This is a genomic window from Bacillus thermotolerans, from assembly GCF_000812025.2.
Classification (GTDB): domain Bacteria; phylum Bacillota; class Bacilli; order Bacillales; family Domibacillaceae; genus Quasibacillus; species Quasibacillus thermotolerans.
Map to the genome: position 1 here is coordinate 1 of NZ_JWJE02000100.1, position 1,809 is coordinate 1,809.

A 1,809-nucleotide genomic window follows, 5' to 3' on the forward strand; every position below is an offset into this window, starting at 1 on the left:
GAGGCTGGGACATAACCAGTCTCAAAAAGGTTCCAAGCAATAAAATTTTGCTTGGAACCTTTTTTAATAGATTATTTTTATCGTCTGCTATTGGTATCGGGTTGTTTGCGGTGAACTTTCTCAAATTCACCGCCATAAATGCAAACCCCAATTCATTTTTCACTTTTTGTTTTCCTCTTACAGAAAAACGAGTGAAACCCAAATTAGCCTTCAGAAATCCGAACACTGGTTCTACATCGATTTTACGTTTTCCGTAAATTTCACCTGTTTTCTCATCTGAAAGCTTCACACGTACATATTCTTTTAGTGATTCCCACTTCTCATTTATCTGGACTTTTCGATTGTTACCTTTCTTTGCTTTCGTACACAAATCACGGAGGGGACAGTTCGAACAGTCCTCACATTCATAGACTTTAAATTTTCGAGTAAATCCATACCAATCTGTTCGTTTGGAATAATGACTAAACGGTACTTTCCTTCCGTATGGGCACAGATAAGCATCCTCATCTTCATTGTATTCCCAGTTGTCTACATGAAAAGCGTTGTATTTATGTTTCTTTTTCTTCTCCTTTCGATACTGATTGTATGTAATAAGTGGTGTTCGTTCACGATTCTCAATGATATCTTCATAATTTTGTTCGCTACCATACCCGGCATCAGCCACAATAAATTCCGGCAGTTCAAAGAATTTTTCTTCAATTGTATCAAGAAAAGGGATTAAGGTACGTGTATCCGTTGGATTCGGGAAAATATCGTAGGCAAGTGCATATTGACCTTCCGTCGCTATTTGGACATTATAGCCTGCTTTTAATTGGCCATTCTTCATGTAATCATCTTTCATTCGCATAAATGTCGCATCGGAGTCGGTCTTCGAATAGCTATTGCGGCTTCCAAAGATCTCCATATCCTTTTTATATTTTTGTTTACGAGTGATGAAATCTGCAAACTGCTTTCGAATTTGTTTTGGAAATTTACGTTCTGAACGGGTTTTCTTTCGTTCATTCCCAACTTTACACGCTTCAATCTTTTTATCGTACTCCCCAATTTTCTCGTCTAACTTTTCAACAACTTCTTCCATTTCTTTAACCGATAAATCTTCATCATTTTCACGCTCGATCGCTGGAATAATTTCTTTCTCCAATAATTCATCATACAGTTGATTTGATTTTTGAATGAGCTTGTCACTAAATCTTTCAACGGACTTCCGCCAGACAAAGGTGAACTTATTTGCGTTCGCTTCAATTTTCGTGCCGTCGATAAAAATTGCTTCTTCTTCAATCAATTCTTTTTCCACGAGCTGATTTCGGAATTGTACAAAGCATTCACGTAGTATGTTTTCAATGGATGGATTCGAACGGAAACGATTGATGGTGCGATAGCTCGGTTCATATCCTTGAGCTAGCCACATCATACGAACGCTATCTTGTAATAAACCTTCTATTTTACGACCAGAAAATACAGATTGTGTATACCCACATAAAACAATTTTTAACATCATACGCGGATGATAGGCAGGACGCCCAGTTTCTCTCAGAAAATCTTGAAACGCTTCGTCAGGAATACTTTCTACCAGATCATTAATCGCAAAGGCAATATCATTTTTTTGTAACTTTATTTCTAAATCTAGCGGTAAAACTACTTGATTCATGGTATAATATTTAAACATAAAGACACCTCTTTTTGAAATTATGGTTTGGTCACTTTAATTTTATCAAAAGGTGTCTTTTTTGTGTGCAAAAAAATAGGTACTCTCCAACATTTTTGGTGAGTACCTATTTTTAAGTTACTGGGGTTTTGTCCCAGCCTCTT

The 1,809-nt window shown here is 36.7% G+C and carries 1 protein-coding gene; it reads right to left on the reverse strand.

The annotated features are described in order from the left end of the window. Nucleotides 1-1,666, reverse strand: a 1,666-nt coding sequence (locus QY97_RS18790) for an IS1182 family transposase (RefSeq protein WP_039236914.1), incomplete at its 3' end; no start/stop codon positions are given. Between the last annotated feature and the right edge of the window lie 143 nt (nt 1,667-1,809).